General features: G+C 68.3%; 18 protein-coding genes and 1 pseudogene. 16 read left to right on the top strand and 3 right to left on the bottom strand.

Annotation, left to right across the window (positions count from 1 at the left end; genetic code table 11):
* Positions 1-65 precede the first annotated feature (65 nt).
* The 7 genes from OHA03_RS39535 (at position 66) to OHA03_RS39505 (ending at position 10,219) form a co-directional block, all read left to right on the top strand.
* Complete coding sequence (locus OHA03_RS39535) at positions 66-1,241, top strand: ROK family transcriptional regulator (protein WP_267008808.1); 1,176 nt, start codon at positions 66-68, stop codon at positions 1,239-1,241.
* 9 nt (positions 1,242-1,250) lie between these two features.
* Positions 1,251-2,564 (top strand): ABC transporter substrate-binding protein, encoded by a 1,314-nt coding sequence (locus tag OHA03_RS39530; protein WP_030980033.1) that lies wholly within the window; start codon positions 1,251-1,253, stop codon positions 2,562-2,564.
* Between the two features lie 21 nt (positions 2,565-2,585).
* A complete protein-coding gene (locus tag OHA03_RS39525; protein WP_267008807.1) occupies positions 2,586-3,566 on the top strand; it encodes a carbohydrate ABC transporter permease in 981 nt (326 codons plus the stop codon).
* On the top strand, positions 3,563-4,486 hold the full coding sequence (locus OHA03_RS39520; RefSeq protein ID WP_267008806.1) for a carbohydrate ABC transporter permease: 924 nt from the start codon (positions 3,563-3,565) through the stop codon (positions 4,484-4,486). Before OHA03_RS39525 ends, OHA03_RS39520 begins: the two co-directional genes overlap by 4 nt.
* 99 nt (positions 4,487-4,585) lie before the next feature.
* The gene (locus OHA03_RS39515; protein ID WP_267008805.1) at positions 4,586-6,433 is read left to right on the top strand and encodes a CBM35 domain-containing protein; all 1,848 of its coding nucleotides are present in this window, start codon (positions 4,586-4,588) and stop codon (positions 6,431-6,433) included.
* A 139-nt stretch (positions 6,434-6,572) separates the two neighbouring features.
* Positions 6,573-8,999 (top strand): glycoside hydrolase N-terminal domain-containing protein, encoded by a 2,427-nt coding sequence (locus tag OHA03_RS39510; protein WP_267008804.1) that lies wholly within the window; start codon positions 6,573-6,575, stop codon positions 8,997-8,999.
* Positions 8,996-10,219, top strand: coding sequence for an SGNH/GDSL hydrolase family protein (locus tag OHA03_RS39505; RefSeq protein ID WP_267008803.1), 1,224 nt, complete (start codon positions 8,996-8,998; stop codon positions 10,217-10,219). The genes OHA03_RS39510 and OHA03_RS39505 overlap by 4 nt, the downstream gene beginning before the upstream one ends.
* A 269-nt stretch (positions 10,220-10,488) precedes the next feature.
* Here the strand turns inward: OHA03_RS39505 and OHA03_RS39500 are convergent, their stop codons facing one another.
* Entirely contained in the window at positions 10,489-11,568 is a 1,080-nt protein-coding gene (locus tag OHA03_RS39500) for an NAD(+)/NADH kinase (protein WP_267008802.1), read from the bottom strand.
* Between the two features lie 253 nt (positions 11,569-11,821).
* On the opposite strand from OHA03_RS39500, the pseudogene OHA03_RS39495 reads away from it, so the two are divergent.
* Positions 11,822-12,067: pseudogene (locus OHA03_RS39495) on the top strand (aldo/keto reductase); the annotation flags it as partial.
* Between the two features lie 97 nt (positions 12,068-12,164).
* Complete coding sequence (locus OHA03_RS39490; RefSeq protein ID WP_267008801.1) at positions 12,165-12,959, top strand: SDR family NAD(P)-dependent oxidoreductase; 795 nt, start codon at positions 12,165-12,167, stop codon at positions 12,957-12,959.
* A gap of 188 nt (positions 12,960-13,147) precedes the next feature.
* On the opposite strand, the gene OHA03_RS39485 is transcribed toward OHA03_RS39490, so the two are convergent.
* On the bottom strand, positions 13,148-14,083 hold the full coding sequence (locus tag OHA03_RS39485; RefSeq protein ID WP_267008800.1) for an aminoglycoside phosphotransferase family protein: 936 nt from the start codon (positions 14,081-14,083) through the stop codon (positions 13,148-13,150).
* A gap of 190 nt (positions 14,084-14,273) precedes the next feature.
* Here OHA03_RS39485 and OHA03_RS39480 point away from each other — a divergent pair, with 190 nt between their 5' ends.
* Together OHA03_RS39480 and OHA03_RS39475 are read left to right on the top strand one after the other, a co-directional pair.
* Positions 14,274-14,855, top strand: a complete 582-nt coding sequence (locus OHA03_RS39480) for an AAA family ATPase (protein ID WP_267008799.1) — start codon at positions 14,274-14,276, stop codon at positions 14,853-14,855.
* Between the two features lie 502 nt (positions 14,856-15,357).
* The gene (locus tag OHA03_RS39475; protein ID WP_267008798.1) at positions 15,358-15,825 is read left to right on the top strand and encodes a nuclear transport factor 2 family protein; all 468 of its coding nucleotides are present in this window, start codon (positions 15,358-15,360) and stop codon (positions 15,823-15,825) included.
* A 279-nt stretch (positions 15,826-16,104) separates the two neighbouring features.
* Here the strand turns inward: OHA03_RS39475 and lpdA are convergent, their stop codons facing one another.
* Positions 16,105-17,517: a dihydrolipoyl dehydrogenase gene (gene lpdA / locus OHA03_RS39470; protein ID WP_267008797.1), complete on the bottom strand. Its 1,413-nt coding sequence runs from the start codon at positions 17,515-17,517 to the stop codon at positions 16,105-16,107.
* Positions 17,518-18,152: 635 nt separating this feature from the next.
* On the opposite strand from lpdA, the gene OHA03_RS39465 reads away from it, so the two are divergent.
* The 5 genes from OHA03_RS39465 to OHA03_RS39445 all read left to right on the top strand — a co-directional run bounded on the left by OHA03_RS39465 (position 18,153) and on the right by OHA03_RS39445 (position 24,750).
* On the top strand, positions 18,153-19,031 hold the full coding sequence (locus OHA03_RS39465; protein ID WP_267008796.1) for a hypothetical protein: 879 nt from the start codon (positions 18,153-18,155) through the stop codon (positions 19,029-19,031).
* The gene (locus tag OHA03_RS39460) at positions 19,028-20,242 is read left to right on the top strand and encodes a transposase (protein WP_267008795.1); all 1,215 of its coding nucleotides are present in this window, start codon (positions 19,028-19,030) and stop codon (positions 20,240-20,242) included. Before OHA03_RS39465 ends, OHA03_RS39460 begins: the two co-directional genes overlap by 4 nt.
* 41 nt (positions 20,243-20,283) lie before the next feature.
* Positions 20,284-20,718: a hypothetical protein gene (locus tag OHA03_RS39455; RefSeq protein WP_267008794.1), complete on the top strand. Its 435-nt coding sequence runs from the start codon at positions 20,284-20,286 to the stop codon at positions 20,716-20,718.
* 151 nt (positions 20,719-20,869) lie between these two features.
* The gene (locus OHA03_RS39450; protein WP_267008793.1) at positions 20,870-23,593 is read left to right on the top strand and encodes a M4 family metallopeptidase; all 2,724 of its coding nucleotides are present in this window, start codon (positions 20,870-20,872) and stop codon (positions 23,591-23,593) included.
* Positions 23,594-23,802: 209 nt separating this feature from the next.
* Positions 23,803-24,750 (top strand): TauD/TfdA family dioxygenase, encoded by a 948-nt coding sequence (locus OHA03_RS39445; protein ID WP_267008792.1) that lies wholly within the window; start codon positions 23,803-23,805, stop codon positions 24,748-24,750.
* The last annotated feature ends 46 nt before the right edge of the window (positions 24,751-24,796 follow it).

The raw sequence follows: 24,796 nt of genomic DNA, 5'->3' as shown, positions 1-24,796 counted from the left end.
TGAGATTTCGAAAGATCCCGTTTCTTTTATTGACAGCAGAAAAGAACACCCTCTACGTTTCGGCCATGCACTCGTCGCCCCGTCCCGAGGCAGTCCCGGTTCCGACACCGGCCGCTTCTCTGGTCTTCACCACCACGCTGTCCCACGGCCCGCTCACCCGCGCCGAGATCGGCCGGCGCACCGATCTCTCACCGGCCGCGGTCACCAAGGCCGTACGGCCCCTGATGGCGGCCGGCTATCTCGTCGAGGGCGTGGACGAGGAGGCACCGCCGTCTCTCGGGCGGCCCGCCAACCTCGTACGGGTGGACGGTGGCCGCGCACTGTTCATCGGCGTCAAGGTCACCGGGGACGAGATCATCGCGGTCCTGACCGACCTGTGCTGCCGCATCCGGGTCGCCCGGCACGTCCGGATCACCGCCCGTGATCCCGGAGCCGTGCTCGCCTCGACCGCCGCGCTCGTGCAGGAACTCCTCGCGGAGGCCGATGGGTTCGGGGTGCGGGTGAGCGGCATGGGCCTCGCGGTGTCCGGAGATGTGGACCGCGCCGCCGGAGTGGTCCGCTACTCACCGTTCCTGGACTGGCGCGACGTGCCGCTCGCCGAGCTGGCGCAGGCTGTGACGGGTCTGCCCGTCACGGTCGACAACGATGTCCGGGCCCTGACGGTGGCCGAGCAGTGGTTCGGGGCCGGGGTGGGAGTGCCGGACTTCGCGCTGGTGACCGTCGGCGCGGGCATCGGCTGCGGTCTTGTGGTGCACGGCAGGGTGGTCTCCGGTGCGCACGGCGTGGCCGGCGAGATCGGGCATCTGTCCATCGACCCGCAGGGACCGCCGTGCCACTGCGGCAACACCGGGTGCGTGGAAGCCATCGCCGGTGACGCCGCCATCATCCGTCGGGTCGGCGAGGTGACCGGACTGCCGGTCACCGACTCCGCGCAGGCCCTTGAACTCGCGCACCGTGGCGATCCCGGGGCCCGGGAGGTGTACGCACGGGCCGGGGAGGCCATCGGACGGGCCATCGGGGCCGTCGTCAATGTCCTCGGACCCCAGCGGGTGATCATCTCGGGCGAGGGCCTGGCGGCGTACGACCTGTTCGCCGAGCAGATCCGCGACACCTTCGCCGCCGCCGCCTTCGGTACCGCCGCCCAGTGCGACGTGATGACACGTCCGCTGCCCTTCGAGGAATGGGCGCGCGGGGCCGCGGCGACCGCGATCCAGTCCTTCATCGGTACAGAACACGTATGAGGAGCAGTAATGACGATGCAGAGCCGCATCTTGTCGCCCGTCACCGATCCCAGCCGCCGCACGGTGGTCCGGGGCACGCTCGGAGTCGGCGCCGCCGCACTGGCCGCGCCGCTGCTGACGGCCTGCGGCGGCGGTCCTTCGGCCGACCCGAAGACGGTCACCTTCGGATCGAACGGAGCCGATGCCACACCCAAGTCCGCCTACGCGGCGGTGACCAGTGCCTTCACCAAGGACAGCGGTCTCAAGGTCAAGACGAACACCGTCGACCATGACACGTTCCAGAAGAGCATCTCCACCTATCTCCAGGGCACACCGGACGACGTCTTCACCTGGTTCGCGGGCTACCGCATGCAGTACTTCGCCAAGAAGGGGCTCGCTCGACCGCTCGACGACGTCTGGGACACCATAGGTTCCGGCTTCAGCGACGCCGCGAAGCAGCTCTCCAAGGGCGAGGACGGCAAGTACTACTTCGTCCCGCTGTACAACTACCCGTGGGCCGTCTTCTACCGCAAGAGCGTGTTCAAGGAGCGCGGGTACGAACCGCCCCGCACCTGGAGCGAATTCACCGCACTGGCCAAGCAGATGAAGAAGGACGGCCTGTCGCCGATCGCCTCCGGATACGGCGGGGGCGACAGCTGGTCCATCCTCGGCGCCTTCGACTACCTGAATCTGCGGGCCAACGGATACGACTTCCACATGTCGCTCATGCGGGGTGAGGTCTCCTGGACCGACCGCCGTACGAGCCGGACCCTGGACCTGTGGCGTGAACTCAGCCCCTACTACCAGCAGGGCGCGGGCGGCCGCTCATGGCAGGACGCCGCTCAGTCACTGCTCGACAAGAAGTCCGGCATGGCGGTCATCGGGCTGTTCCTGGGACAGCAGATCACCGACGAGAAGCTGCGCGCGGACATCGACTTCTTCGCCTTCCCGGAGATCGACGCAGCCCACGGCCAGGACACGGTCGAGGCACCCACCGACGGGTTCATGCTCAGCCGCAAGCCGAAGAACGAGAAGGGCGCGGCCCGCCTCCTCGAATTCCTCGGCAGCGCCCAGGCGGAGAACCTGTACATGGGGGCCGACCCGAGCAATGTCGCCGTCCACTCCGCCGCGGACACCGGCTCGTACAACGCCCTGCAGAAGAAGTCCGCGGAACTCATCGCCTCGGCGAAGCACATCACGCAGTTCGGCGACCGCGACAGCGACCCGGGCTTCGTCTCCACCGTCGTACTGCCGGGCCTGGCTCAGTGGCTGGGCCACCCCGACGACGGCTCGGCCCTGCTGAAGAAGATCGAGTCCCAGCGCTCGCGCTTCTTCACGGCCTGATCCGGACCGGGAAGGTTCACCATGTCCTCCGTAGGCTCGGCGCCTCCCGCCGCCCCTCCCCGGGCGCCCGCCCCGGCGCCCCCCGACGCCCCGCGTGCCCGCCCGCGGCCGCTGCGGCTCGGCCGCGGTGACCGCCTCTTCCTCACGGTCATCGTCGGTATTCCGCTGCTCGCCCTGCTGGTCTTCGTCTGGCTGCCGGCGCTGGCCTCCATCGGACTGTCCTTCACCAGCTGGGACGGCATCGAACCGAGTGACATCCGCTGGGTCGGCCTGGACAACTACCTGGAGATCTTCACCAATTACCCGCCGTTCTGGCCCGCGGTGCAGCACAACGTCGTCTGGCTGCTGTTCACGGCGCTGCTGCCCACCCCGTTCGGCATCTTCCTCGCGTACCAGCTCGACCGGAAGATCAGGTTCACCCGCTTCTACCAGACTGCGATCTTCCTGCCCATGGTGCTCTCGCTCGCCGTGGTCGGCTTCATCTGGGAGATCATCTACAACCCCGACAACGGACTTCTCAACGGCATCCTGAACGGGGCGGCACCCGGCCACCACATCGACTGGCTGGGCGATCCGGACCTCAATCTGTGGGCCGTCCTCATCGCCTCGGCCTGGCGGCACACCGGCTACATCATGATCCTCTATCTGGCCGGTCTGAAGGGATTCGACCCCGCGCTGAAGGAAGCGGCCTCGCTCGACGGCGCCAATGGACGCCAGACGTTCCTGAGGGTGGTCTTCCCGGCACTCAAGCCGGTCAACATCATCATTCTCGTCGTCACCGTCATGGAATCGCTGCGGGCGTTCGACATCGTCTATGTGCTCGGCGGCGGTGTCGGCAGCAAGCCCGGGATGGAGCTCCTGTCGCTCCTGATCACCGACAACATCATCGGCGAGTCCAGCCACATCGGTTACGGCTCCGCACTCGCGGTCGTCCTGCTCATCGTCTCGCTGCTCGCCATCGGCACCTTCCTTGCCCAGACCTTCCGCAAGGAGGACCAGTGACCGCGACCGTCACACCGCCGGCGGCCGGCCCGCGTACCCGCCGAGCGCCGCTCCCGGACGCGGGCCCCTCGCGCCCGAGGCGACAGACCGGACGGCATGTGCTGCTCGGCGGGATCGCCTTCCTGTGGCTCGTTCCGCTGCTGTGGGCGGTGTACACCTCGCTGCGGCCCTACTCGGACACCAGCAGGCACGGCTACCTCTCCCTGCCGCACAGTCTCGGCTTCGAGAACTTCGGTACCGCCTGGCACCAGTCGGGGATGCCGCACTTCTTCTGGAACTCCGTCCTGATCACCGTTCCGGCGGTCCTCGGCACGCTGCTCTTCTCCGCCGCGGTGGCCTTCTTCGTCTCGCGGTTCGACTTCCGCTGGAACGTCGTCCTGCTGATGCTCTTCACCGCGGGCAACCTGCTCCCCGCCCAGGTGCTGATCACTCCGCTGTACCGGCTCTACCTGCTGATCCCGCTGCCCGGCTGGATGAGCGACTCGTTCCTGCTCTACAACTCGGTGTGGGGCATCATCGTCATCCACATCGCCTACCAGTGCGGCTTCTGCACCTTCGTCCTCAGCAACTACATGCGGACGATCCCGAAGGAGATCACGGAGGCGGCGCTGGTGGACGGCGCCCCGGTGTGGCGCCAGTTCTTCCAGATCGTGCTGCCGCTGTGCCGTCCCGCGTTCGCGGCGCTCGCCACCCTCGAATCGATCTGGATCTACAACGACTTCTTCTGGTCGCTCGCCCTGATCGAGACCGGCGACAAACGCCCGATCACCTCGGCACTCGCCAACCTCCAGGGCCAGTACTTCACCAATCCCAACCTCATCGCGGCCGGCGCACTGATGACCGCGATCCCGACGCTGCTCGTGTACTTCGCGCTCCAGCGCCAGTTCATCAGCGGGCTCACCCTCGGTTCGGGCAAGTAGCGAACCCTGTCCCGCGCTGCGCAGCCCTGCACTGCACGCAACCGGAACACCGCACCACTACCGAATCCCTTCGCCGAGAAAGCAAAGAGGTCCCCTCTCATGCGGTCACCCACCCGCCCCGCCACGAGAGCCCTGCGCTCCGCGCTGGTACTCGCCGTCACCGCAGGCCTGGCAGTCGCCGTGCCGACGGCGCAGGCTGCCCCGTCCGAGTCCCCCGCCATCTCCCCCGTCGCCACCACCGCGGCGACCGACGCCGCAGGCACCGGCGAGGACGGCGTAGCCCAGAAGCCGTACATGGGCTGGAGCAGCTGGAGTCTCCAGACCACCTCGTACCCGGGGGTCAATCCCGACGGGAACTACAGCTATCTCACCGAGGCCAACGTCAACAAGCAGACGGACGCCTTGGCCTCCAAGCTCAAGAAGTACGGCTACGAGTACATCAACATCGACGCCGGCTGGTGGCGCGGCTGGGACTGGACGCCGGAGTTCGACGCGTACGGGCGCCAGAAGGCCGACAAGGCACGCTTCCCGAGCGGGATGAAGGCGGTCGCCGACCGCATCCATGGCAAGGGTCTCAAGGCCGGCATCTATCTGCCCGTCGGTCTGGAGAAGGAGGGATACGGCGAGGGCAAGCTGCCGATCTGGAACACCGACAACTGCACCACCGGTGACATCGTCTACAGCGATCTGCGGACGACCAACGGCTGGGACAGCTCGTACAAGCTCGACTTCTCGAAGCCGTGTGCCCAGAAGTACGTCGACTCGCAGGCGCAGCTCATCGCCGACTGGGGATACGACTTCCTCAAGCTCGACGGTGTGGGTCCCGGGTCCTTCAAGAGCGGCGACAACTACGACAACCGCGCGGACGTCGCGGCCTGGCAGAAGGCCATCAAGAGCACCGGACGGCCCATCCATCTGGAGATCTCCTGGTCGCTCGACATCAACTACGCCAAGGACTGGAAGGCCACGTCCAACGGATGGCGCGTCGACACGGATGTCGAGTGCTACTGCAACACGCTGGTGTCGTGGGAGAACTCCGTCGAGGACCGGTGGCGTGACACTCCCGGGTGGACGCGGTACGCCGGCCCCGGCGGCTGGAACGACCTCGACTCGATCAATGTCGGCAACGCCGCCATGAGCGGCCTGACCAAGGCCGAGCGGCAGAGCTACATGACGCTGTGGGCGGTCGCCAAGTCGCCGCTGTTCAGCGGGGACGACCTCACCCAGCTCGACGACTACGGCCTGTCGCTGATGACCAACCGCGACGTGCTGAAGATCAACCAGCAGCCGGGGAGGCCCGCCAAGCCCATCACCTCGGTCGGTGACGAGCAGGTCTGGGCGTCCCAGAACCCCGACGGCAGCTACACCGTCGCCCTGTTCAACCAGGGTGACTCCGCCTCCCCGGTGACCGCCGACTGGTCGGCCCTCGGCTTCACGGGCCAGGCGTCCGTGCGTGACGTGTGGAACAGCGAGAACCTCGGCCGGTACAAGGACGGCATCACCCAGGCCCTGCCGGCCCACGGCTCGCGTCTGTTCACCGTCACCCCGCAGGGCCCCGCACTGAAGACGACGGCGTACGAGGCGGAGTCCCCGGACAACGTCCTGACCGGTTCCGCGTCCGTCGCCGACTGCGCCGAGTGCTCGGGCACGAAGAAGGTCGGCAACCTTTATCTGGGCGGCACGCTCCAGTTCACGCACGTCGTCGTCAAGCAGGCCGGCCGCTACCTCATCAACGTCGCCTACACGTCGGGGGATCCGCGGTCGATCGGCGTGTCCGCGAACGGTAAGGCGCCAGTCGCGACGGCCTTCCCGGCCACCGGGGGCTGGGGAGCCGCCGACACGATCAGTGTGCCGGTCACGCTGAAGGCGGGCAGCAACACCGTCACCTTCGACAGCGGTACGGGCTACTCACCCGACATCGACAAGATCGACGTTCCGCTCCGGTAGCCCCGTCGCACGACCACATCCGGGGGCGCGTCCTGATCGGCGCGCCCCCGTCCCGTGCTGTCCCTGCCCGCGCTCCCGCCCGGGTCTCCCCCGACGCCGTACCGCGCCCCCACCATGTCCGCAGGAATGGAGTAGTCCCGTGAACGACCAGCATCCGCACACCCCTGCGCAGCCCAGCACCAGCACCAGCCGCCGTCGCGTGCTCTCGCTCGCCGCCACCGTCGGATCGCTCACCGCTCTCGGCGGCCTTCCCGCCTTCGCCGCCACCGCCCCGCCGAAGCGCCCCACCACGTCCCCGATGCTTGCCGAGGGCCAAGGTTCGACGACGCGGATGTGGTACCGCGCACCGGCCGGCGAGAAGACGATGCTGGAGCGGGCACTGCCGGTCGGCAACGGCCGGCTCGGTGCTCTCGTCGGCAACGACCCCTCGCACGAACTGCTCTTCGTCTCCGACGCCACCATGTGGACCGGCGGGATCAATGACGTACTGGAGCAGGACGGGCAATTCCCCTACGGGCGGGCGGATTTCGGCAGTCTCACCCAGCTGGCGCACGTGACGGTAGACATCCCGGAGCACGATCTCGGCACGGTCAACACCTACCGCCGCGACCTCGATCTCGCCCAGGGCCTGGTCACCTCCAGCTACATCCGCTCGGGTGTGTCCTTCGAACGCCGCGTCTTCGCAAGTCAGCCGGACGACGTGATCGTCGTGCAGTTCTCCCAGCGCGGTGGCGGTCACTACACCGGCACCGTCTCGCTCGACGGCACGCACGACGAGACGACATCGGCGGACGGCGCGCACGACAGTCTTTCCTTCGGCGCCGAGTTCACCAACGGGCTCCGCTACGGCGCCGCGGTCACCGCGCACAGCACGAGTGGATCGGTCACCACCCAGGGCTCGAAGATCGTCTTCACCCGGTGTGCGGACCTGACGGTCGTGATCAGCGGTGGTACGAACTACTCCCCCGACCCGAAGGCCGGCTACCGGGACCCGGGCCTCGACCCGGCCGCACTCGCCAGGACCAAGGTGCGGACCGCCGTACGGCATTCACCCACCGAACTGCTGCACACCCATGTGGCCGACTACCGCGACCAGTTCGACGGTATGCAGATCTCGCTGGGCCCTTCCACGGCCGAGCAGCGGGCACTCGACACCTGGGAGCGGCTGAAGGCGCGTACCCAGCAGGACGAGCCCGACCCGGAGTTCGAAGCGCTGTACCTCCAGTTCGGCCGCTATCTGATGATCAGCAGCTCCCGGGGCGGCCTTCCGGTCGCCCTCCAGGGCCCGTGGCTGGACGGCAACGACCCGGACTGGATGGGTGATTACCACACCGACATCAACATCCAGATGAACTACTGGATGGCCGACCGCACCGCGCTCTCCCGCAACTTCGACGCGTTCACCGACTACTGCCTCTCCCAGCTCCCGGTCTGGACGGAACTCACCCAGAGCCTGTTCAACGATCCGCGCAACCGGTTCCGCAACTCCTCGGGCAAAATCGCCGGCTGGACCGTGGCGTTCTCCACGAACATCTACGGCGGCCTGGGCTGGTGGTGGCACCCCTCGGGCAGTGCCTGGCTGTGCAACACCCTGTGGGAGCACTACGAGTACACCCAGGACCGGCAGCATCTCGCGAAGATCTACCCGCTCCTCCACGGTGCCTGCGAGTTCTGGGAGACCCGGCTGCTGACCATGACGGTCACCGACGCGGACACCGGCAAGGAACGTGAGGTCCTCGTCGCCGACAAGGACTGGTCGCCGGAGCACGGCCCCCAGGACGCGAAGGGCATCACCTACGCCCAGGAAGTGGTGCGGGACCTCTTCGCGCACTACCGCGAGGCCAGTGCGCTGCTCGGCAGGAACGCCGCGTACAGCAAGACCGTCGCCGGGCTCCAGGAGCGGCTGTACATGCCCGAGGTCAGCCCGAAGACCGGTTGGCTCCAGGAATGGATGTCCCCGGACAACCTCGGCGAGACCACTCACCGCCATCTCTCCCCGCTGGTGGGCCTGTTCCCGGGCGACCGCATCCGACCCGACGCGTCGCCCGCGGCGTTGGTGAAGGGCGCGACCGAACTCCTCACCGCGCGTGGGATGGAGAACTTCGGCTGGGCGAACGCCTGGCGGTCCCTGTGCTGGGCACGACTGAAGCACGCCGAGAACGCGTATCAGCTGGTGATCACCAATCTGCGGCCGTCCGTCGACGGCAGCAACGGCAGCGCGATGAATCTGTTCGACATCTACGAGACCGGGAAGGGCCGCGGGATCTTTCAGATCGAGTCCAACTTCGGTACTCCCGCCGCCATGATCGAGATGCTGCTCTACTCGCGCCCCGGACACATCGAACTGCTGCCCGCGCTGCCCGCCGCCTGGGCGCGCTCCGGCTCGGTCACCGGCATCGGGGCGCGCAGCGGTTTCGTCGTCGACCTGAGCTGGCGCGACGGCAGGGTCCGCGAGGCCACCATCCACAGTGTCGGCGGGCGCAGGACCACGGTGACGGCGGGCGGCATCTCGCACGACGTCGACCTCCGCGCCGGGGAATCCGTCACGCTGCGGAACTTCCGATGAGCGGCGCAGCGCACCGCGCCCTGATCGCGGTCGTGGCCCTCGCCGCCACAGTTCTCGCCCCCGCCCACGCCACCTCCTCCGCCGCCGCGTCGACTCCCGTGCCCGACCCATCGGTGGTCACCTGGGCGGCCAGCGCGGACCGACTGGGCGAGTCCCCGTCCGACCGCAGCTACCGTCTGGTCGTCCGGACCAGCGTGAGCGGCAGCGGGATGCGCATCCGGGTGTCCAACGCGTTCGGCGACCGGCCACTGGTCATCGGCAGCGCATACGCCGGGCTGCGCAAGAGTGGTGCCCGGCTGGTCGCGGGCTCCAACAGGAAGCTGCGCTTCGACCGGGCGGCGTCCGTGACCCTGGCGCCGGGCGAGATCCGCTACAGCGATCCGCTGCCCGGGAGGACCGAGGCCGGCAGCGATCTGGCGGTCAGCCTGTACGTACGGACGGCGGGCGGTCCCGCCACCGGGCACGGGATGGCTCTCCAGACGTCGTACGCGACCGCCGGCGACCACGCGGCCGAGGAACGGGACGGCGCGTACACGGAACAGATCGGGTCGTGGTTCTACCTCGACGCGGTCAGCGTGGACACCGGCCCCGGCACCGGCGCCGTGGTCACCCTCGGCGACTCCATCACGGACGGCTGGCAGTCCACCACCGACAAGAACCTGCGCTGGCCCGACTTCCTGGCGCGCCGGCTGCACGGGACGCCGGGCTCCACGGTGCAAGGTGTGGCCAACGCGGGGATATCCGGGAACCAGGTCCTGGTGGACGGCGCCGGGCAGAGCGCGCTCGCGCGTCTCGACCGCGACGTGCTGTCGCTGCCCGGGGTGCGCACGGTGGTCCTGTTCGAGGGCGTCAATGACATCAAGTCCCACAGCGGTGTCACGGCGGCCTCGCTGACGGCGGGCTATCGCCGGATCATCGACCGGGCCCACGCGGCGGGGAAGTGCGTCGTCGGCGCCACCGTCCTCCCCTACCAGGGCTGGTCGGAGTGGGATCCACAGGGGGATGCGGTACGCATGGAGGTGAACGAGTGGATCCGCACCAGCGGTGCGGTGGACGCGGTGGCGGACTTCGACAAGGTCCTGCGCAGCCCGTACAACCCGCAGCGGCTGCTGCCGACGTTCGACGGAGGGGACCATCTGCATCCCAACGACAAGGGCATGCAGGCGATGGCGGACTCGATCGACCTCGGGGACCTCGAGTGCGACGGCGCGAGCGGGTGAACCCGCGGTCACGCCCACGTCCTGACGCCACGTCGGCCGCTCGGCGCGCCCGGGTGGGGATCCGTCGGCCGTGAGCTGATCCAGGGCCCGTCGGGACCGCATGTGTCACCCCGCGTGATCCCGACGGGCCGACAGCCGGCCTTGGCGCAGCGGCTGCCCGGAAGCGTTGCGCAGCAGCACAGGAGAGTGTCCCCGCGGAAGCCGAAAGCACCGGCGAACGCGGCGGTCATCACGGAGCGCGACAACCCATGAGTGTCCCCCGCCCCGCCTCAACCACCGCCGGCCGCGTCCCTGTCCGCCAGGGACAAATGGAGATGGGCCAGGTCACGCGGAACCGGACCGTCAGGACGGAAGAGCGGTGCACTCTCCCCATAGGCGGCCGTGGCCGGAGCATCCGTGAGGCGAAGACGTGTCCGCAGCCGCCCGTAGAAGTCGTGCGGGCCGAGTCTGATGACCCGCAGACGACGCGGGGCCGCGTACACCCCGAGCCAGTCCCCGGCATCCAACACGCCACGCAGATGGCCGTCGATCGTCACCGCGCCCTGTCCCGAATGGGGCAGGACCCGGACCGCGATCGGTTCGTCCGACGCTACGACCACCGTGCGGTCGAAGGTCATGTGCGGCGCGACGGGTGTGAAGATGACGGCATCCATGCGAGGTGAGACCACCGGACCGCCTGCGGCAAAGCTGTAGGCGGTCGACCCGGTGGGGGTCGCCATGATGACGGCATCGGCCGAGTACGAGGCGAGAAGCCGGCCGCCGACATAGACGCCGAGACTCACCTGCCGGTCACGCGCCAGCTTCTCCACGACGACGTCGTTGAGAGCGGTGACATCCAACGCCACACCCCAGCCCTCCGCCCCGGCCTCCGCGTCCCGGTCGACCTGAGGCGGCGGCAGCATCGGGCGTCGTCCGTAGCCCATCAGAGCGTCGATGTCCTTGGGCACCTCGAGCACCCGGGAGGCCCTCATCGTCAGCAGCATGCGCTCCTCGACCGCCGCCCTTCCGCGGTGGACGGCGTCGAGCGCCCGGACGACGTCCTCGGCCGGCACCTCGGTCAGGAAGCCGACACGGCCCAGGTCGATCCCCAGAACGGCGCCATCGATCTTGGCAGCGATCCTGGCACCACGCAGAAACGTCCCATCGCCCCCGAGCGTCACAATGAGACCCGGGTTGCCTGCGACATCGGCCTCCTCCCGCCCGCCGCGCCGACGTTCGTCGTCGCGCCACACGTCGATGTCCGTGCATGGAATGTCTTCACCGGCACACCAATCGCGTACGACGCGCGCCGCGACAACGGCCTCGGGGCGGCCCTGGTGGACGACGACTCCCACCCGCTCGACACTCATCTCGGTCCAACTCCCCGCGATCCGGCGATGTCCTCACCCCACTTTGAGGGCCCGAGGGGTGTGCCGGCCCGTCGCCGGGCCGAGACACCCCTCTCCATCAGGCGATCGGGTCCGCCGAACCGCCGCGGGGACCGGTCGACGGGCCCTGCCGGTGGCCCTTGCGGGAGGCCCGCCATCACCCTTCAGGGTCTTTCCCGATCCCCTGCACGCGCCATGCCGTCGTTGCCGACCCACGACGCGGAAGGATCGGTCCATGAGCATTCCCACTCCGACCGTCACGCTCGACAACGGTGTTGTGATGCCGCAGCTCGGTTTCGGCGTCTTCCAGATTCCGGACGAGGAAGCCGCCACCGCCGTCACCACCGCCCTCGACTGCGGCTACCGGAGCATCGGCACGGCAGTGGTCCACGGCAATGAGACGGGCGTCGGCCGGGCTCAGGCGTCCTCCGGCATCCCCCGCGAGGAACTGTTCGTCACCACCAAACTGTGGAACGAGGAGCCCGTCGCACGCTCGCCGGCTGCCGGCCTTTGAACACCTTCGCACCGACCGGCGGCCACGGGCCGTGTCGCACCAACCACGTGTCTGAGGAGAAACCGTGCTCATCGATCTCACCGGCAAGACCGCGCTCGTCACCGGATCCACGCAAGGTATCGGCTTTGCCATTGCCGCGGGACTGGCCAATTCCGGCGCCCGCGTGGCTGTCAATGGACGCCGCCCGCAGTCCGTGGACAATGCCATCGAGAAACTGCGGCAGGAAACGGACCGTGACTGCTTCATCGCCGCGCCCGGCGACATCACCACCGACGACGGCGCCCGGCAGGTCATCGAGGCAGCCCCGGACGTCGCCATCCTTGTCAACAATCTGGGCATCTTCGGGGCGACCCCTGCCCTGGAGATCAGCGACGAGGCGTGGCGCCAGTACTTCGACGTGAATGTTCTGTCCGCCGTCAGAATGATCCGCGCCTATCTCCCCGCCATGAAGGACCGCTCCTGGGGGCGAGTCCTGAACATCGCAAGCGATTCGGCCGTGGCCGTCCCGGTGGAGATGATCCACTACGGCGTGTCGAAAACGGCTCTGCTCGCTGTCACGCGGGGCTTCGCCAAGGACGCCGCCGGCACCGGAGTAACCGTCAACTCGATCATCGCCGGGCCGACTCACACGGGCGGCGTCGAGGATTTTGTGTACGAACTCGTCGACCCCGGTCTTCCCTGGGACGAAGCGCAACGGGAGTTCATGGTCAAGCACCGGCCTCAGTCCCTCCTGCAGAGACTGATCGAACCGGAAGAGATTGCAAACATGGCCGTCTATCTCAGCTCGGCCCTCGCCTCCGCGACGACTGGCGGGGCCGTGCGCGCGGACGGTGGATACGTCGACTCCATCCTCCCCTGACAGGTCACGAACGCCACGATCCCCCGCAGCGACCATCTCGTGGGAGTGGCTTCGCGCAGGCGGTCGATGAACTCGTTGCCGGTGAGCCGGCAGAGGCCCTGTCGTGCCTCCGGCAGCGAGACGGGCCGGGGAATCGAACCGGTCACACAGCTCGACGGCCGCCGCTCGTGGGGGCCTCGAAAGATGATTCAACCTGGTCCCTCACGGTGTCCGTGCCCTCGCAGCGTCTCCTGGCGATCAGCGCACCGGGAGGCGAGAACCTCGCGGATGACGTGGCGGGCGTTGGCGGAAATGATCGGGTTTGTATTGCGGAAGTACGGGAGTTGGATGACGGCCATGGCCAGGGCCCAGCCACGGCCGCGCGCCCATGTCGCGTCGTCGACGTCCACGGCGTCCCGGAACGCGTCCCTGGTCGAGGACGGCAGCAGGTTCCACGCGGGGATCAGGTCGCAGGCGGGGTCACCGACGCCGACGGTGGCGAAGTCAAGCACCGCGGTGAGCCTGCCTCGGGCGACGAGCAGGTTACTCGGCATAAGGTCGGAATGCGCCCAGCGGGGTGCTGCGCTCCACGGCCGCGCGGCGAGCGCGTCCTGCCAGGCAGCCACCGCCGCGTCGGCGTCGAAGACTTCGTCGGCGTGGCGCAGTTCCTCGATCGCGGCGCGTGTCCGGGCATCGACCTTCGCCAGCGGAGACCCTCGGTAGGCGCTGGGCCCGCCTTCGACATGGGTGTTTCGCATCGCCTTGATGAACTCGGCCAGATCGCACGCGAGGAGCTCGGGCTTGTCGAGGTGTCCCTCGACCGGGCTTTCACCCTCGATCCACCGATGCACCGACCAGGCCCACGGATATCCCTCGGCGGCTTGCCCCGTTGCGACCACGGCCGGAACAGTGACGGGCAGACCGGGAGCGAGCTTGGGCAGCCACCGTTCCTCCCGCTCCACATCCTTGGCGCCGCCCTCCGTGAGAGGAAGCCGGACCGTCAGTGTGTCGCCGAGCCGGTAGACCGCATTGACGGTACCCCCAGAGGTCAGCCGCTCGACCGGCAGATCCGCCCACTGCGGAAACCGTCCACTGACCAGCCGCCTGACGAGGTCTGCGTCGATGTCCGTCTCATCAGCATGCATCTTGACCATCCGCCAAAGAAATGCCCGAGGAGCCAAGCCCGTCAACTGATTTCACCGGGCGACGCGCATCGCCGGGCGCCTCGCTGCGCCCCACTCTTCGTCTCACGCCTGGACCGAGTAGTCGTCGAATCGGCGGATCACGGGCAGCGCGTAAGCTCAGGGCCTTTATCGATTTCATCGGAGACCTCGTATGAGCTTGAATCCGGTACCCATCGACCGCGAGCCGGCTGCCGGGGCTGTCCTGCTGACCGGTATCCCCGGGAGTGGGAAGTCCACGGTGGCCGAAGCGCTGGCCGGCCGGGTCCGGATGTCGGCCCATATCCAGGTGGACGCACTCCAGCAGATGATCGTCAGCGGTGGGCAATGGCCCTCTCCGGCCGAAAACGCGGAAGCCGACCGGCAGATCTTCCTGCGGGCTCGCAACGCGTGCCTTCTGGCGGAGAGCTTCGCGCGGGCAAGTTTCATCCCGGTGCTCGACGATGTTGTGGTCCGCCGTGCCCACCTCGACTTCTATCGCACGACGCTGGCCGCCGTGCCGCTCCACGTCATCGTTCTGGCTCCCGGCCCGGCGGTCGCGTGGCAGCGCAACCAGACACGGGAGAAGGTCCTGACCACGGACTGGTCGCCCCTGGATATGGCGATGCGCTCCGAACTCGGGCAGCAGGGAACCTGGATCGACAACGCTGATCAGACGGTTGAGGAAACAGTCGGGGCGATCCTGTCCGTGACCGGTCTGGCGTCGATCCCCGAAGGCGATCAGCCTCTGCAATGATCGCCAGGTGGCGCGTGCAGCTCTGACGGCCACCCAGCAGGTCGGGCCGGCGCCGTTGTCGCCTGAAGCTGCCGCGCGCGGCGTCCTGGCCCCCTCCGCGTTTTCGGCCCGCCGGATCCTGTCGTGCTGCTGGGCGAGTGGCGGCTGCCTCTGTCGGAGATCCGTCTGCTGCGGTGACGGGCCCGGAGCCGGCCTCAGCGCGTGAACCAGCACGCAATGCCGCAAGCACTCGTTCAGGTCAGGCATGGAAGCGTCAGTCGGATCGGCGGGTGTCCCGGGATCGATCGGGATTGGCGCGTGGCCGACACCACGACAGCCGGTGCACGTGTCGGTACCGAATTCACCCAGACCGCGAAGACTCCCCTTGCGGGCCGCCCGGCGAGGACGGCCGGCACTACGTCGGTGCCGCGAAACGCCATGCGGAGTGGGTGCGGTCGACTGGCAAGCGGGTACAGGCAGCCCTAGCGTCGACGTCAGAGCGCCCAGTCCTGAAGGAGCAGTCATGACCGCACGCCCGCCCGTCCCCCCGTTCACACGGGAGACCGCAATCGAGAAGGTCCGCCAGGCAGAGGACGGCTGGAACACACGTGACCCCGAGAAGGTCTCCCTGGCCTACACGGAGGACTCGCGTTGGCGCAATCGGGCGGAGTTCGTAACGGGACGCGACGAGATCGTCGCGTTCCTGACGCGCAAGTGGACCCGCGAGCTCGACTACCGGCTGATCAAGGAACTGTGGGCGTTCGACGGCAACCGGATCGCGGTGCGGTTCGCGTACGAATCGCACGACGACTCCGGCAACTGGTACCGCTCCTACGGCAACGAGAACTGGGAATTCGATGAGAACGGGCTGATGGCCGTACGGCACGCCTGCATCAATGACCTGCCGATCAAGGAAACCGACCGCAAGTACCACTGGCCGCTCGGTCGCCGCCCCGACGACCACCCCAGTCTCAGCGACCTCGGACTCTGATCCCGGAGCCGCTACTGCGGCGCCGGAAGCGGTGTGCGCCCCGCGTGGCGCGGCGCGGGGTCGCGCAGACAGTCGCCGGCTCCCCGAAAGGCAGGTGCACGGCTCCGGCCACCACGCCTCCGACTGGCGGATGCTGCCGCGCCCGTCCGGGAGGTTGCAGAAGGCGGGCATGCCGCAGCCACCGCCGGGCGAGGTGCCGTCCGGGGCGGCTTCATGGTCTTCCCCGGCCCCTGGCGACGGAGCCGACGGAGTCCGGGGGCAACGGGTGGCGCCGCCTTCTCACATGTTGATCATGTGCCCTGCGAGCCCGTGCACGGCCTCCTTGACCGCCTCGCCCAGCGTCGGGTGCGCGTGGACGTTGCGAGCCACCTCGTGGACCGTCAGGTCCCACTGCTGGGCCAGGGTGAGCTCCGGCAGCAGTTCGGTGACGTCCGGGCCGATCAGGTGAGCGCCGATGATCTCTCCGTACTTCGCGTCGCTGATCAGCTTCACGAAGCCGGTCGTGTCGCCCAGTCCGTGGGCCTTGCCGTTCGCGGTGAAGGGGAACTTGGCAACCTTGACGTCGAAGCCCTTCTCCCGTGCCTGCGCCTCGGTCCAGCCGAAGCTGGCAATCTGCGGCTGGCAGTACGTGGCGCGCGGGATCATCGGGTAGTCGAGCTCCATGGTCTCGGCTCCCGCGATGGTCTCGGCCGCGACCACGCCCATCGCCTCGGCGGCGTGCGCGAGCATCAGCTTTGCGGTGACGTCGCCGATCGCGTAGATGTGCGGTACGGATGTGCGACAGCGGCCGTCGATATCGATCGCCCCGCGCTCGGTGATGCGTACGCCGGTGCTCTCCAGGCCGTAGTCGGTGACGTTCGGTGCGAAGCCGATCGCCTGCAGAACCTTGTCGGTCTCCAGGACCTGTGGTGCACCATCCTTGCCGATGACCGTGACGCGGACCTGCGGACCGGACTCGTCGATCGAGTCGACGCGGGTGGACGTGAGCACATCGATGCCCAACTTCCGATACTGCCTGGCTAGTTCGGCAGAGACGTCCGCGTCCTCCAGCGGCGCCATCCGGTCCAGGAATTCAACGACGGTGACCTTCACCCCGTAGTTGTGCAAGACATACGCGAACTCGACACCGATGGCCCCGGCGCCGGCGACCACGATGGACTGAGGCAGGTCCTCCGCAAGGATCTGCTCCTCGTACGTCACTACGCGTGAGGTGCGGCGGGTTCCGGGCAGCAGCTTCGGAGTCGCTCCGGTGGCGACGATGCAGTGGTCGAAGCCGATCCTCCGGGTCGAGCCGTCGAAGAGGGCCACGTCGAGCGTGTGCGCGTCCACGAACGTGCCACGGCCGCTGATCTCCGTGATCCCATTCTTCTTCATCAGGTAATGGACACCCTTGACCCGGCCGTCCGCGACACGGCGGCTGCGCCGGAACGCCTCACCGTAGTCGAAGGAAACCTGCCCTTCGACCTTGATGCCGAAGGTCTTGGCCTCGCGTGTGACGATGTGCGCCAGCTCGGCGTTGCGCAGCAGGGCCTTGGTGGGGATGCAACCGACGTTCAGACAGACCCCGCCCCAGTATTTGGCCTCGACAACAGCGACGCGCTTGCCCAGCTGGGCTGCTCGAATGGCGGCGACATATCCGCCCGGGCCTGCTCCGAGTACGACGACGTCGAAGTGCTCACCTTGCTCATCCATGGAGAGTTCCTTTCTGACGGGGATCGGCTCGGCCACCGTTGAGAGCCGATTCATCCTGTTCGAACAGCCTGTGCACCGGCCGGGCGGCTGTGGTTTCCGACACCCGTCCGCGGGAGGAACATCACCCGGAAGACAATGCGGGCGATCGGCCGGCCGGTCACATCGTCGCTCGTCCTCGGGCTCCAGCAGCATGCTCCCTCAGCCGGATCGGCTCGGCACTCCGGTCGCGCAGACGCTCCGTCTCTCGCCCCTCGCTTCCGTGCCGCCGCACGGCAGAGCCGCAGCGCTCGGCCGGGTGCAGTACGGCACGAGTCCCCGGGTCCACTCGGCCGGCTGCCCGTGCACAGGCCCTGGTCGGAAACTGGTCAGTCCGTGGTCACGACGGCCTTGGCGCGGTGGTCGCGGCGCTCCACGGCCGGCGTGGATCGCGTTCGTGAAGGCAGGCCCGGGACCGGCCATTCCCCGAGCGGCGCCGGCGCACCCGGATCGCCTTCCGCCCGTCCCGAATGCCGTCGTATCACGCACGGAGCCAGCCGGATCATGTGATCATCTGGGCGACGACGGTACGACGACAGGGGGCGGGGAACAGTGGCCGACGGTGCGGCAGGGACCAGGACACTCCGGTGTCGAGGCATGTGTCCGATGCGAGGGTCAGGTGTTCCCGTGCGCGACTGCGTCGAGGGACGGCACTGAGCGCCGACGGTCCTCGCCCGTCCGGCGGCACCCCCGTCGTCCCGGATGCGGCAGAGGCATCCCTGCTCACATTTCTCGGCCTGGAGCCGTTGGAGGACGCCGTGTACCGGCTCCTCGTCGACCGGCCCGACAGTGAACCCGGCACGCTCGCGGGCGAGTCGACCGGGTGCGCCGAAGATATCGCGCGCGCCCTCGACGTCCTGGTGGAACGCAGTCTCGCCAGCGCCCGACCCGACGGCGACGACGTGATCCACTACCGGGCCGCCTCCCCCGTGCTCGCTCTCGGCCCCCTGCTGGAATCCCGCCGGGCGTCCCTGCGCCGCGTCGAGTCGCTCGTGACAACTCTGGCCGAACGGCACCGCTCCGCGCAGGCCCACGCGTCGGGAGCGCCGGTCGAGGTCCTGTCGGGAGCGGCTGCGATCCGGCGCAGGCTCCTGCTGATGCAGGATCAGGCCACCATCGAGGTGTGCACCATGATGCCGCTGCGTGAGGTCCACTCACTGATCACCGTCGAGGACAACCCCGACGCGATCGAAGACGTGCTGATGCGGCGCGGGATCGCCCTTCGGAGCGTCATCGAGCGCGACTGGCTCGAACGTCCCGAAATGGCAGCGACCGCAGCCGCCTACGCCGCTCAGGGGCAGCACATCTCCGTGGTCGACGAACTTCCCATCCCTGATCTTCGCGGGGAATCCCGGCCTTCAGGCCGGGCGGGAATGCGATCCCTGGCCCGGAGGCGTGGAGCGCCGGAGTTCTCTGCGTTGTCAGTGGCGCCAGCTATGTTGACCGGACTGACCCAAAAGGGGGGGTGGGCTGGATGATTCGTGCGTACAAGTTCCTGATGCGGCCCACCACGGGCCAGCAGATCGCGCTTGGCGAGATGCTGCGGGATCACTGCTCGCTCTACAACGGGGCGTTACAGGAGCGACGGGATGCCTACCGGCATGTATCGAGGACCACCGTCCGGTACGGGATGCAGTCCGGGCAGTTGAAGGACATTAGGGCGTTCGATCCTGAGCGTCAGGGGCGCTGGTCGTTCTCCTCGCAGCAGGCGACGCTGCGCCGGCTGGACAAAGCGTTCGCCGCGTTCTTCCGCCGGATCAAGTCCGGTCAGACGCCCGGCTATCCGCGCTTTCGTTCGGTGAGCTGGTTCGACACGGTGGAGTTCCCGAAGGACGGGGACGGCTGCCGGTGGGACTCCACCCCGCACGACCCTGTCACCCGCGTGCGGCTGCAAGGGGTCGGGCATGTCAGGGTTAACCAGCACCGTGCGGTGGTCGGCAGGGTCAAGACCGTCTCGGTCAAGCGTGAGGGCCGCAAGTGGTTCGTCGTGCTGACCGCCGAACAGGAGCAGCCCGAACCGCTCCCGACGACCGGCAGCGTGGTCGGTATCGACCTGGGCATAGCCAACTTCCTTGCCGACTCGGGCGGCGAGTTCGTCTCCAACCCGCGCCACGGCCACCGCGCTGCTGCGAAACTCGAAGCCGCACAGCAGGCCCTGTCCAGGTTCCCGCGCCGCAAGGCCAAGGACCGCACCAGGAACCACCAGCGCGCAGTGGACCAGGTCGCCCGGTGGCACGGCAAGGTCCGTCGCCAGCGGCTCGACCACGCGCACAAGACCGCGCTCGACCTGGTCCGGGCGCACGATGTCATCGCGCACGAAGACCTCGAGATCCGCAACATGAGCAGGGCCCCCGCACCGAAGCCCGACCCCGAGCAGGCGGGCGCATTCCTGCCCAATGGGGCAGCGGCGAAGGCTGGACTCAACCGCAGCATTGCCGACGCCGGATGGGGGGTGTTCCTGACGATCCTGTACGCCAAGGCTGAAAGCGCCGGACGGGAAGTGATCGCCGTGGACCCCCGCAACACCTCCCGGACCTGCCCCGAATGCGGGCACGTCTCCAAGGAGAACCGGCCCACACAGGAGACCTTCCTCTGCCAGTCGTGCGGACACACGGCGCACGCCGACACAGTGGGAGCACTCAATATTCTACGGGCCGGGCTGGTCCGTCGCAACGCCCACACGGCATAGCGAGAAGCCCCGTCCCTTCAGGGCGGGGAGGAGTCACCAAATTGATCATTGTCGACCGTCGGATGGCCCTGCTGCCGCTCGCCCCGGAGCGCGACGACGTCGACCCGGTCGCGCTGGCCGTGCACGGTACCGGACTGCTCACCGCGCTCAGTTCGCTCTTCGAAGCGCACTTCGAGAGGGGCTGGCGCCTGCTGCCCTCCGAGACGGACCCGGGGACCGGGCGCACCGACGGAGGCGAACTCGACGCCGTGGACCGCCAGATCGTCTCCCTGCTGTACGTGGGACTCACCGACGCCGCCATCGCCCGTCAGCTCGGCATGGGGCACCGTACCGTCCAGCGGCGCCTGCAGTCCCTCATGGTCGAGGTGGGGGCGGCCACCCGTTTCCAGCTCGGCTGGCGTGCGGCGCGCAGCGGCTGGCTGGACGGGGCGGACGCGCAAAACCTCCCGAACCGGAGTGAACACAGCGCCGTCTGAGGCGTATTTACGCCTCGGCGTGTTCACGCCAGAGGCATCCCTTGTACACCCCACCGAGCGTGCCGAACCATCTAGGCACCGACCGCATGGGGGCCCCACACCTCACGCAGGTGGGCGAGTTCACGCATCTGTGCGATAGGGGAGGGTTAACGTGTTCCCGACACGACAAAGACGGCTCGGCCGTGTCCTGGCTGCCGCAGTGGTCGTCGCGGCCACCGGCTCGACGTTGCTGACGTCACCGGCCTGGGCCGAGGAGGAAGCGCCGCCTGCCACGACCGTGGCCGGCGACCGGGTGCCCGTCGCGCCCACCATGACTCAGCGTCTCGACGACACGGTCCGCGAGGGCACTCCGGCCCAGGCCGCACGGGCGCACCTGAAGGCCCATCAGGACACGTACAAGGTTCCGGTCACGGATCTTGAGACCGTGAGCACAAGCAAGGACGGCAAGCAGTCGTCCGTCCGCTTCCAGCAGGAGCACGACGGGGTACCGGTCTTCGGCGCCCAATACGCCGTGCAGACCGAGGCGGCGGACGGCGGTCAGAACGTCATCTCCGCCACAGGCACCCTCTACACGGACCTGTCGGTCTCCACCACACCGAGCGTCACCGAGGCCGCAGCCCAGAAGCGGATGTTCTCCCTCGACGCGAAGCTGTCGCGGGTCAAGGGTGCCAAGACCGAGGGCCACGGCCTCATCGTCCTGCCGGACGCCCGAGGCGGCAAGCTGGCCTGGCACTTCACCGTCACGGGCGCCGAAGCCAACGGCAGCCCGGTGCGCCAGGAGGTGTACGTCGACGCGAACATCGGCGGCATCGCCCTCTCGTACAACAACATCGACGCCGCGGACGCCGCGCCGGCCAAGGGGACGGGCGTGCGCGTGGACGGCTCCGAGGCGGAGCTGAACATCAACAAAGAGACGGGCGGGTCGTACACCCTCGTCGACTCCACCCGGGACATGTTCGCGCGGACCGGCGGCCAGATACGCACGTACGACGCCCAGCGCAAGAGCTACTCGGTCGTAGCGGGTGGCCCGGTCACGGCGGACATTCCGCTGGCGACCGCCGCGAGCGACCGGTTCGACGGCACCAACACCTCCTCCGGCGCGGTCGACGCACACCTGAACGCCGCCAAGGTCTACGAGTTCTACAAGAACGAGATCGGCCGCGACGGCATCGACGGCAAGGGCGGCACGATCTACTCCGTCGTCAACGTCGCGAGCAACGGCAAGGACTACGCCAACGCCTTCTGGGACGGGTCCAAGATGGTCTACGGCCACATGAACGGCGTGCCGCTGTCCGTGGGGCTGGACGTGGTCGGCCACGAGATGACCCACGGCGTCACCGAGCACTCCGCCGGGCTCGTCTACCTGAACCAGTCGGGCGCCCTCAACGAGGCGATCTCCGACTACTTCGGTAACGCCATGGAGACCGCCGACAAGGGCATCCCCATGAGCGACCCCACCTCCGGCCTCATCGGCGAGTACCTGTGCAACGGCACCAAGCCGTTGGACGAGTGCGCTCTACGCGATCTCAACGACGGCCGCAGCGCGCAGACCGACTACGACCCCATGACGCTCGACTTCGACAACGGGGGCGTGCACGCCAACTCCACGATCGTCGGCGGGGCCATGTGGGACATCCGCAAGAGCCTCGCCCCTGAGCTCGCGGACCAGATCGTCTACCGGGCCGCGCAGAACTACCTCACGCCGCTGTCCGGCTTCACCGACATGCGTAACGCGATGACCCTCGCCGCCAAGTCCCTGAAGGTCTCCGGAGGCGACCTCGCCGTCATCCGCAAGGCCTTCGACGCCCACGGCATCGAGGACAGCTGGGAGCAGAAGGCCGGCACCCACGACGGCACCGCCATCGGCGCCCAGGTGCTGCCCGCCTACGAGGTGTACGGCGGCGTGGACGAGCAGGCCGCGCAGATCAACGGCGACGTCTACGCCATCAGCCACGGCGACGCGATCGCCTGGGACCGGGGTGGCGCCGCCTTCGGTATCACCGTCGGCCGATTCAGCAAGCAGCACGGCAACTCGGAGCACGAGCTCGCTCAGGACGACGCCTACCTGCTCGACCCGTCCCTCGACGACGACCGCATCGTCTTCACCCGGATCGCCGCCGACGGCATCGGCATCTACGCCGCGGGGCACAAGGGGCAGGGCGCGATCAAAAAGCTGGTCGACGACCCCGACGCCGACGAGACCGAGCCGGTCACCGACCACGGCGGCCTCGCCTGGATCCGCACCACCCCCGACGGCGAGCAGGACGTCATGCTCCGCAGGGCCGACGGCACCACCGTCAACGTGACACCCGAGCCCGGCACCAGGGCCGGCCGACTGGCGATGAAGCACGGCAGCATCGCTTGGGCGGACGGCGCCGACCGCAGTTACGTCAGGCTCTACGACATCGCCGCCGGCACCACCCAGAGCAAGCGGATCGGCGGCTTCCTCTTCAACTCCGTCGGCGACATCCAGTTCACCTCCGACCGCATCTTCTGGCGGGAGAACATCAGCCTGTTCGGCTCCACGAACTTCATGTCCGCGCCGCTGAACGACCTGGCCAAGTGGGCGAAGCTGCGCCTCCCGACGGGGACCTACTTCGCCCAGTTCTCCGTCACCGACGACTACTTCGCCTACTCGACGTACGACGCCTGGAGCGGCCTCGGTGGCTGGAGCGGGCCGGACATGATCAAGGTCCAGGTCGCCGGTACCGCCGACGTGGTCGCAGGGACCGGCGCCTTCAGCCGCGCCTCCTGCTCGTCCGGCGCCCAGCTGGCCCCGTCCCTCGGTGACGGCCAGCGGGTGGCCTGGCTCGACACCACCGCGGCCGACACCGACGTGGTGACCCGAGCCACCTTCGCGGGCACCTGCGAATAACATCCGCCGCGTGTCGGAGGCGGTCACCGGATCTTCCGGTGACCGCCTCTTCGCGTACGGGCGCCCGAAAGCCCGTCGGCCTCCTGGCGGACGCCAGTGCCTGCCTGAACCATCGGGGCACTCGGAGCCGTTCACGATCGTTGCCGACAAGGAAGCACACATCGAGGAGAGTGCCCGCGGGGGTACCCGGGTTCGGGATCGGGGTCGGCATGACAGTGATCGCGGAAGTGCGCGGAGCGGGTGGCTGGTGTGGCGCCGAGGTCGCCGACAGCGACGAGTGGCGGGTCGAGCTCAGCGCCGTTCATCAGGCCGAACTGCGCGCAGCGGTCGGCGTCGTGGAGTCGGCCGGCCTCGGTCTCGCCGACTTCTCACGCGAGGACTTCCCGTTGCCGACGCTCGGTCCCCTGCTCCACAGCCTTGTCGACGAACTGATGGACGGCCGCGGTTTCGTGCTGCTGCAGGGCGCGCCCGTCGTCGATCTGACCGAGCAGCAATGCGAGATCCTCGCCCTGGGAGTGGGCCGACACGTGGGCCGCACCGTTCCGCAGGGTCCTGGCAAGCACGTGCAACACGTGCTCGACCTGGGCGTTTCCCCGTCGGGTTCGACGAGTTACAGCTATCAGCACAGCGGGCGGCTCGGCTACCACGCCGATCCGAACGACGTCGTCGCGCTGCTGTGCATCCGGCCGGCGAAGTCCGGCGGGCTCAGCTGCATCGTCAGCTCGGTCGCGGTGCACAACGAGGTCGTGCGCACCCGCCCCGACCTGGCTGGGGTGCTGTACCGGCCGTGGTGGCGCGACCGGCGCTCCGGGGACGGTCCCGACAGCTTCTTTCAGAGCCCCGTCTACGCCGTGGACAGTGCAGGGCGGCTGTCCACGTCCTACGGCCCCGACTACATGCGTTCGGCGCTGCGCGGCGCCCACGTGCCAGCGTTCACCCCTGCCCAACTGGAGGCGATGGAGCTGCTCGACCGCCTCAACAACGATCGCCGCTTCACGCTCGCCATGGACCTGCGCGCGGGCGACATGCAGTTCCTGAACAACCACGTCACCCTGCACAGCCGCACCGAGTACGTGGACCACCCCGAGCCGGAGCGCCGCCGTGACCTCGTCCGGCTCTGGCTGAGCACCGACCAGGACCGGCACGCACCGTCCTGAAGGTCAGGACGAGCACGGTCAAGCCCGGCAGCCGCGGGCCGGACCC

It is taken from the genome of Streptomyces sp. NBC_00154 (assembly GCF_026342835.1).
In the GTDB taxonomy this organism is placed as follows: Bacteria; Actinomycetota; Actinomycetes; order Streptomycetales; family Streptomycetaceae; genus Streptomyces.
The sequence above is the reverse complement of the archived record's forward strand: the minus strand, read 5'-3'. Positions and strand labels throughout refer to the sequence as shown.

What these genes read in the sequence shown, in the direction of transcription:
- OHA03_RS39485 (WP_267008800.1), bottom strand. Translation starts at nt 14,083, where the DNA reads ATGCATGCTGATGAGACGGACATCGACGCAGACCTCGTCAGGCGGCTG.
- OHA03_RS39500 (WP_267008802.1), bottom strand. Translation starts at nt 11,568, where the DNA reads ATGAGTGTCGAGCGGGTGGGAGTCGTCGTCCACCAGGGCCGCCCCGAG.
- OHA03_RS39480 (WP_267008799.1), top strand. Translation starts at nt 14,274, where the DNA reads ATGAGCTTGAATCCGGTACCCATCGACCGCGAGCCGGCTGCCGGGGCT.
- OHA03_RS39460 (WP_267008795.1), top strand. Translation starts at nt 19,028, where the DNA reads ATGATTCGTGCGTACAAGTTCCTGATGCGGCCCACCACGGGCCAGCAG.
- OHA03_RS39525 (WP_267008807.1), top strand. Translation starts at nt 2,586, where the DNA reads ATGTCCTCCGTAGGCTCGGCGCCTCCCGCCGCCCCTCCCCGGGCGCCC.
- OHA03_RS39515 (WP_267008805.1), top strand. Translation starts at nt 4,586, where the DNA reads ATGCGGTCACCCACCCGCCCCGCCACGAGAGCCCTGCGCTCCGCGCTG.
- OHA03_RS39530 (WP_030980033.1), top strand. Translation starts at nt 1,251, where the DNA reads ATGACGATGCAGAGCCGCATCTTGTCGCCCGTCACCGATCCCAGCCGC.
- OHA03_RS39445 (WP_267008792.1), top strand. Translation starts at nt 23,803, where the DNA reads ATGACAGTGATCGCGGAAGTGCGCGGAGCGGGTGGCTGGTGTGGCGCC.
- OHA03_RS39505 (WP_267008803.1), top strand. Translation starts at nt 8,996, where the DNA reads ATGAGCGGCGCAGCGCACCGCGCCCTGATCGCGGTCGTGGCCCTCGCC.
- lpdA (WP_267008797.1), bottom strand. Translation starts at nt 17,517, where the DNA reads ATGGATGAGCAAGGTGAGCACTTCGACGTCGTCGTACTCGGAGCAGGC.
- OHA03_RS39535 (WP_267008808.1), top strand. Translation starts at nt 66, where the DNA reads ATGCACTCGTCGCCCCGTCCCGAGGCAGTCCCGGTTCCGACACCGGCC.
- OHA03_RS39475 (WP_267008798.1), top strand. Translation starts at nt 15,358, where the DNA reads ATGACCGCACGCCCGCCCGTCCCCCCGTTCACACGGGAGACCGCAATC.